Origin of the sequence: Buttiauxella brennerae ATCC 51605 (assembly GCF_001654925.1) — a bacterium.
Taxonomy (GTDB): domain Bacteria; phylum Pseudomonadota; class Gammaproteobacteria; order Enterobacterales; family Enterobacteriaceae; genus Buttiauxella; species Buttiauxella brennerae.
In genome coordinates this window covers 1-7,781 of sequence record NZ_LXER01000021.1, presented here as the reverse complement: position 1 = coordinate 7,781, position 7,781 = coordinate 1, and the positions used below count along the sequence as shown (strand labels likewise).

The 7,781-nt window shown below is 48.1% G+C and carries 5 protein-coding genes and 1 pseudogene; 3 read left to right on the top strand and 3 right to left on the bottom strand.

What is annotated here, in order from left to right; genetic code table 11:
• Window positions 1-2,133: Ig-like domain-containing protein (locus tag M975_RS13170; RefSeq protein WP_209438131.1), on the top strand; the 2,133-nt coding region annotated here is incomplete at its 5' end.
• 183 nt (window positions 2,134-2,316) lie between these two features.
• Window positions 2,317-3,552 carry an alanine racemase gene (gene alr, locus M975_RS13165; RefSeq protein ID WP_064560103.1) on the top strand — a complete coding sequence of 412 codons (1,236 nt, stop codon included), beginning with the start codon at window positions 2,317-2,319 and terminating at the stop codon, window positions 3,550-3,552.
• A gap of 106 nt (window positions 3,553-3,658) precedes the next feature.
• Here alr and M975_RS13160 read toward each other — a convergent pair whose 3' ends face one another.
• Both M975_RS13160 and M975_RS13155 read right to left on the bottom strand, forming a co-directional pair.
• Window positions 3,659-4,198, bottom strand: a complete 540-nt coding sequence (locus M975_RS13160) for a DUF2058 domain-containing protein (RefSeq protein ID WP_064560101.1) — start codon at window positions 4,196-4,198, stop codon at window positions 3,659-3,661.
• A gap of 123 nt (window positions 4,199-4,321) precedes the next feature.
• Complete coding sequence (locus tag M975_RS13155) at window positions 4,322-4,780, bottom strand: hypothetical protein (protein WP_064560099.1); 459 nt, start codon at window positions 4,778-4,780, stop codon at window positions 4,322-4,324.
• Window positions 4,781-5,691: 911 nt separating this feature from the next.
• Between M975_RS13155 and M975_RS13150 the strand changes: the two genes are divergently transcribed.
• Window positions 5,692-7,047 (top strand): hypothetical protein, encoded by a 1,356-nt coding sequence (locus M975_RS13150; protein WP_064560097.1) that lies wholly within the window; start codon window positions 5,692-5,694, stop codon window positions 7,045-7,047.
• 200 nt (window positions 7,048-7,247) lie between these two features.
• On the opposite strand, the pseudogene M975_RS22435 reads toward M975_RS13150, so the two are convergent.
• A pseudogene (locus M975_RS22435) lies at window positions 7,248-7,781 on the bottom strand (DDE-type integrase/transposase/recombinase); the annotation flags it as partial.

The window sequence follows — 7,781 nt, the reverse complement described above, 5'->3', positions numbered from 1 at the left end:
GCCGCACAGGTGCCACTGATGGACCTGACACCAGCGCATGTACCGTTGACCGACCTGACTCCGGCTCACGTTCCACTGACCGACTTGACGCCAGCACAAATGCCGCTGACCGAACTGAAGCCTGCGAAACACCACGACCATGTCAGCATCACTATTGATAGTATTGAAACCGAGGAAGTTCCTTCAACGGATAAGCCGGATAGCGGGGTTACTCACGTTAATGGTGGCAGTGAATCACCAGATGGTTTCGATGTTAAAGACGGGAAAATAGTCAGCATTGGCTCAAATGTGCGTATCCATTTGAGTGAAGGGGATCATGTGCCGGTATGTGCCGATTCTGAACACCAAATCCTGCACTACAACGATGGCAATGAGAAAGGCGACGGCAATTACTCCGATATCTTTGTCGTCCATCCGGGTAGCCAATATCGGCAGGGAGATGGCACTTACCAGGACCTGCATTCTGTAGACGGCAATACGCAGCCTGAACAGGACGGGCATAAAGATTACGTCTTCGTTCAGGATGGCAAAGATACGGATTACCAGATTGGCTACGGCACCAATAACAATTCGCAAACCAATGTGAATACGCAGGAGAACGTTTCGGTTACCGGGTCGGATGGTATGGGTCACTCCCTGCACCTTCAGGGCATAAACCATATCGAAGGGGTAATTCTTGGCGATGGCACTGTCCACACGCAAAATGAGGGAAGTACCACTGTTGATACCGATACACCAACACAACAACCAGGTGAGCAGCATTCGGTAGTCACCGGTACCGTAACGGGTGACGTCGTACTGGGCGATATCGTGAAACTGACCGTTAACGGTCACCACTATAAAGGTGAAGTGGTTGATCTGGGTAACGGGAAGCTTGGTTACCATATTGGAGTAGAGAGTGGTGATCTGAAAGAAGGGCTGCCCGTACATGTCAGCATTACTGTCAAAGGTGATGATGGGCATGCAACGCATGCAACAGCCGATCAAACAGTCAGCCATGATCAGGTCCCACCCGCGCCTTCAACTGATCATGTTAGCCCTGCACATCCGGCAAGCTCTGAGCAAGATTCAAGCGCCACCATCACTGACTACATCGCTCACAGCGACAGCACGGATTCGACTCCTGAAGCCCACCCGAGCCCGATTACCCAGGTAAATGGCGGCAGTGGCGCAGCTGAAGGCTTTGATATTCAGGATGGGAAGATAATCGCCATTGGTTCGAATGTGCGTGTCTGGTTGAGTGACGGCGATACAGTACCGCACAGTGCAGACAGTGCTAACCAGATCACCCATTACCATGACGGCAACGTGAATAGTGACGGGAAATATGCCGATATTTATGTGGTGCATGATGGCAGTGGTTACACGAATGGTAATGCTCACCAGGGCCTGAATGCCATTAACGGCATGACGCAGTCAGTCGACAGCGGGCACAAAGGCTACATCTTCTTGCAGGATGGTTCAGAGGCTGATTATAAATGCTCACCAGGTCCTAATAACAATGCCAATTCTAACGTAAATACGCTGGAAAATGTTTCGATCACGGGGACACATAGTGACGCGGACCAGGGGCTGCATTTACAGGGTGTGAACCACATTGAAGGCGTCATCTTTGGTGATGGAACGCTGGCTTTTACTGCGAATGATAGCCGTACAACGGTGGTTCACCACGATGCTCCGGTACCCGCAGATATCCCTTCCGCAGCGCCACCTGTGCCTGTCGATGACGTTTCGGTCCACGCTCATGTTGACGCCGCAACGGTTGTTGAGCACCACACTCAACAGGCACATCCGCTCAATAACTTGCTGGAAAGCAGCGATGATCTGTTCCTTCCGGCAGCAACTGCGCCAGCGGATAGCGCCACACATCAGTCCGGCAATCCTGGTCTGGTGACCGGTAAAGGTGAGCATGCGCAAGAGCGCATAAACCTGAGCGATCTGGCGCATGAACTGGAGCACGGCACTGATATCACAAGCCTGATTAAAGGTGGTGAGCAACCGCATACCGATGCGACGGTTATCGATCCTAAAGCGCATGCAGCTCCAGTCATGGTGTCTGAGTCTGCGGGAATGGACAGTATGCAGCATTCATCATTTGATCATTTATTACATAAACCAGAACATCTGTATTAACGCTTAACACCGGTAATGAATAAGAGCCTGCCCGCGAAAGTGAGCAGGCTCTTTTTTTGCAGCCCTCTATGTCATGTTGAAGAAAATGCCATTAAATTAGAATAAAAATCAGCAGGATAACCTGGTTTTTTCTTATGAATTTGGGGTCGCTACAAACCCCTTTAACCTTGCTAAGGAGTCAGCATGCCACTGCATTTACGCCGTTTAGCTTTAATCCCTCTGTTTGTTCTTACCGCCTGTAATAGCCACAACACCACCGTTCCCCCAACCAGCACGCTTTCTGCCGCCGGATATCACCATCAGCAACGGGTGGTTGATAACACGACGCTTGAAATCTCGCGCAGCGCGCTGGAATACAACGTACAAAAAGTACAAAAACTGCTCGGTAATAAATCCACCATGTGCGCCATTCTGAAAGGGGATGCATACGGGCACGACCTGTCGCTGGTCACGCCGGTGATGCTGGCAAACAACGTGCAATGCATCGGCGTTGCCAGCAATGAAGAACTGAAAACCGTGCGCGATCTGGGCTTTAAAGGCCGTTTGTTGCGCGTGAGAAATGCCACTGAAGACGAAATGCGCCAGGCGACGGACTATGACACTGAAGAGTTAATCGGCAACCTGGATATGGCAAAACGCCTCGATGCGATTGCTCAACAACAGGGGAAAACGCTGCGTATTCATCTGGCGCTGAACTCCGGTGGCATGTCGCGTAACGGGCTGGAAGTCAGCAATCAGGAAGGGCTGAACGATGCGAAAGCTATCTCCGAACTGAGCCATCTGAAAATTGTTGGCATCATGTCGCATTACCCTGAAGAAGATGCGGCGGCGGTGCGCAAAGATCTGGCGCGCTTTAAAGTGCAGTCACAACAGGTTCTGGAGATTACCGGCCTGAAGCGAGAAGACGTGACCCTGCATGTTGCCAATAGCTTTGCGACGCTGACGGTGCCTGAATCCTGGCTCGATATGGTGCGTGTTGGCGGTGTGTTTTACGGCGACACGATTGCCAGTAACGACTACAAACGCGTGATGACACTGAAATCCTCTATCGCCTCGGTGAACCGCTACCCGAAAGGCAACACCGTCGGTTATGACCGCACTTACACGCTCAAGCGTAACTCCGTGCTGGCTAATATTCCGGTGGGTTATGCCGATGGCTATCGGCGCGTGTTCAGCAACACCGGTCATGTCTTAATCCGTGGCCAGCGTGTGCCTGTTCTGGGCAAAACCTCGATGAATACCGTGGTGGTTGATGTCACTGATTTGAAAGGTGTGACCCCTGGCGACGAAGTGGTTCTGTTTGGTAAGCAGGGGAATGCGGAGGTAACCGCGACCGAAGTTGAAGATATCAGCGGCGCATTGTTTACCGAAATGTCGATACTCTGGGGTGCGACGAATAAGCGCGTACTGGTTGATTGATATTATTAGCCCAGCTTATCGCTGGGCTTTTCTATTTGAAACGAGGGCAACGGCGATAGCCTCTGCCCCAGAAACCTAAGCTGCGCCAAACATAAGGTAATTTTGGTTACCACATCAAATCATCAGGCACGATAAAATCAGCATACGGATCTTCTTCGTCCAGAGCTTCCTGGGTCAGTGTGCTATTTAATACGATATAGCTCGCATCACGCTGTGCAATTTTATCAGCAACACTGGCAGGGATAATCGCATAATCGCCATCCGGGTTGCTATCGGTAACCAGACGAGCAATAGCCAGGCGGCCATTGGTTAATTGAGTTTGCGTAACCTTATCCACATAGATTTTTTTAATTAAATTATTATCTGTGAAGTTGTAACCGATATCGCCCTTTGAAATAACGATTCTGTTCATTTCAATAAGCTGCTTAACCTGAGCTTTATATTCTTTCGACAAAGCTGCTTGTTTTTGTTGCTCGCTTAACTGTTTATCACGCTCGATTTGTGCCTTTTTATTCTCTTCAACAGCCTCTCTTGCCTCACGAGCCTGGACTCGCGATTTTTTAGCCGTTCTTTGCACTTTCGCTACTTTTTTACTGCTGACTAATCCAGCTTTCAGCATCTGCTCTTGTAATGTGAGTTTTGTCATGTTCGTGGTCTAAAAGATTCAAATAGTACCGGGGATTATACCTTGAATTTCCGAGGCTGTACCAGGTTGTGGGGGGATTAGGCCACGAGGTATTGTGATGACGTCAATATCTCTTCAATAATATCAACCATATCCCCCCGAAAACCTCACCTGGACGCGCAGAAAGCGCGGTGCCTGTAAATCCTCGACCAGTTCATTAAGCAACTCAAACAACATGCCGGTTAAGGCGCGGTTCACCTCAAGTGTATGGGCGCTGCTTAATAAGGTTTGCGTCACCGCGTGGCAGTACTGGCGCAGTATTTCTGAATCGTGGTTCACCTCTATTTTCACTTCTTTTCCCACTGTCAGGCGCTCTACCAGATACGCGGGGAGTGGCTGTTCAAAGGTGGTTTTCATCACTTCCAGGCAGTGGGCTATGCGCCCGCAAAGCGCTTGCTGCTCGATTTCGGTTTTGCATTCGATCAGTTCGTCGGCAAGGGATTCGCACACGTCTAGAAGCTGGAACAGATCCATGCTGGCGGTAATCGGGGAAAGCAGGGCATTGTTTGATTGCGGCTGATAATGGGTTTGAGCTGATATCATGATAATGATCTCTGTAGAGAGTTATTTACATCACCACTACCGGAGTTCCTACGCTCGGGTGGTGGCGCTAATGGGGGTAGGAATACCAGACTCTCTACGATAACTGGCCAACCCGAAGGTTGCCCCATCAGCACCACCGTTGATAAGGATAAAGGTGTGTCGATGCCGCGACAATCAAAAAGACGCTAAATCTTTGATATCGCCGTAGAGAGTGTTCGGGTTCCTACACCCGGCACCAGAATTTGCTGGTGCGCAGAAATAATACGCCGGATGGTTTTCAGGTGACAAGTAGAATAATGATGGTTACAGCGTTGCATTTTTGAGGTGCGAGGCGACTCGCAAAAGTTGAGTGAACTGGCGCGATAAGTGCTTTTCGATGGATTCATGGTGGTCACGCCTGGCATAAATCAGACAAAACACGGAAATACATTAAAAATAAACGGATACATACAGGCGATTACCCTATCCAAAGCCAGAATTAATATTTCTATACGAGGGAGTGGCTTCGTTTTTAATGAATTTGTCAGGGCGATATGAATTTATTTTTCAAAAAAAACAGACGGTGTGAACAAACTGTAAAATAAAAGTTTTTATGGTTAACAACACCAGGGGATATAATTGTTTTATCTGCACTATTTAAATATCAGGAGCAATATCAACGTCCTTTTGTGTACCGATAATCCAGTATTGGATTCAATTCTGGATCACGCTAGCCGTTATTCTGTAAAAGGTGTATAAAATAGCGCCAGAAATAATCGTGGATGTTCGTCGAGAGAAATATCTGTGAGGATACTGAGTTAATTGTCATCGATAATGGATCGCTGGTTGCCTGTATGCCAGGTGGGGCGACCTTCCCTGATCTTTTTTGTACGTGTCAGTCTAAGAGTCTTTAATCTTCGAAGGAAAACAGTGTGAGCAAATCTTTATTATTGGCTGGGTTGCGGACTATTTTCCCGGGTATTGTTCGCCGTTATCGGCAGCATATGGATGGCATGAACGAACTCAGGAACCAGGGCCAGTCGCAGCGGATTGAAATAGAAAAAATATCTGCACAACTCCATCAATTACAAAGTGTATTAGACGGAGTCCATCAGTCGGTACTTCACGCGGAGGGCTCTGCTAAACTGAGAGGTGAGCCGTGGCGGTGTCTTTTTCTTGTGCACAGCGTAGAAACGTGGACTAGTCTTCACGATGTCTGGCTGGCAATGGTGTCGGATCCCCGTTTTGAGCCTGTCGTTGCCACGATCCCTCGCCAGTATCCAGGGTCTGCAATACTGGAAGGTGAAGAGGATACTCATCAAGGACTCTTGCACTTAGGCGTGCCACATTTGCGACTCACCGCAGCGAATGCAATGGATGATTTAGCATTTATACGAAGGCTTGCTCCTCATATGATTTTTCGCCAGTCACCTTGGGAGAAGGATATCTCATCGGCTTTTTCTGCGGCCCAACTCAGTTTCACTCGCCTTTACTATATTTCTTACGGCATAGCGCCAATAGTGCAGCATGTGGTGGTGATGCTAGATACCCTTCCATTGCTGCGCAGGTGCCGTAAAATTTTTGTTGTTCATGAAACCGTAAAAAAATTAATGCCCGCATCTTTGCCTGTTGTGGTTACGGGCCATCCGCGAGTGGCTTATCTACAAAGAGCTGAACCCTCCTGGCCGATAGAAACGGGAAACCGGTTTAAAATAATCTGGAGTGCGCATCATTCAACGGAAACGGGCTGGAATGATTTCGGGGCATTCTGGCAGATATATGACACGATGCTGGCGCTGGCGCAGTTTTATCCTGACGTGGATTTTTTATTTAGCCCACACCCGGCATTGCTTACGCGGTTTAATGCCCTTTCTGGGGATAAAAAAGAAAAAATTGATGCATTTCGGCAGTCCTGGGATACGCTCTCGAACACGGGGCTAATTACAAATGGTAATTATGCCGGGCCATTTAAAGCCTCTGACTTGCTTATTGTGGATGGTTTAAGTTTCCTGCTGGAGTATCAACTTAATCAAAAACCTGTACTTTTCTTCGAGCGCCAGGACCATACCCCGTTTAGTATTATTGGTGAAGAAGTTAAGAAAGGCGTTCATTCTATTTCACCGGATCATACTGATGATTTGATGTATTGGGTTAAGTACTTTATTGCCGGAGGAATCGATCCGTTAGAAGACGATCAGAAAAAGCTAGTTGAATTGTTAACTACGAATAAAAATCCCTCTGCAGCTATCCTTAACGCTATTGCAGACGATATGGCTTCTCCTTTTTAATCGACCGGTTGGTAAGGTCAGTATCCCGGATTATTGAACTGAGAATACCCATATAAATACCAACAGAACAAGCAGGGTGTTGATAAAAGTCAGTAGAAGTTAGTAGATGATGCGAGTGGGTTAACTTGCTTAATTTATTGAATAAAACTGACTTGAAGTGGTTAACAAAACTGGTCACAGTTTTTGAGTTTCTCCAGAAAACTCATGCCTTGCTTTATACAATAACACCACAGTAACCGTCTGAATTCCCTGCTGGTATAGTGACTTCCCTGGTCAGAATGATACATAACGTCAGCCGGTTTTCCCCTGACTTCCCAGACCATCGTTAATGCTTTTCCTGTCAGAGCTGAGTCCGGAGAAAACGACATCGCCCAGCCTATTGGCTTGCGGGAAAATAAATCCAGAACAACTGCCAGATAAGCCCAGCGTTTGCCCGTCCAGATGTAGGTCACGTCGCCGCACCAGGTCTGATTAGGTTCCGTTACTGCAAACTGGCGCTTCCGATGATTAGGGATATCCACATGCTCTTTCGTGGCTTTTTTGTAGCGATGCTCCGGGCCCCCGCAGAGCCATTACTGGCATGATAAACTTCACGAACCAGGCTTAGTATAACGATGTGTTTTGCATCAGGTTTCTGCGGTCGGTTTAGCCAGTACCGATAGCTACTGCGATGGATCCCGAACACATTGCAAATAAAGGCAACAGGAAACCGCGTTCTGAGTTTCTCAACTAAC

Bases quoted from the DNA above. Each gene is read 5' to 3' on its own strand.
- alr (WP_064560103.1), top strand. From the start codon at position 2,317: ATGCCACTGCATTTACGCCGTTTAGCTTTAATCCCTCTGTTTGTTCTT.
- M975_RS13155 (WP_064560099.1), bottom strand. From the start codon at position 4,780: ATGATATCAGCTCAAACCCATTATCAGCCGCAATCAAACAATGCCCTG.
- M975_RS13160 (WP_064560101.1), bottom strand. From the start codon at position 4,198: ATGACAAAACTCACATTACAAGAGCAGATGCTGAAAGCTGGATTAGTC.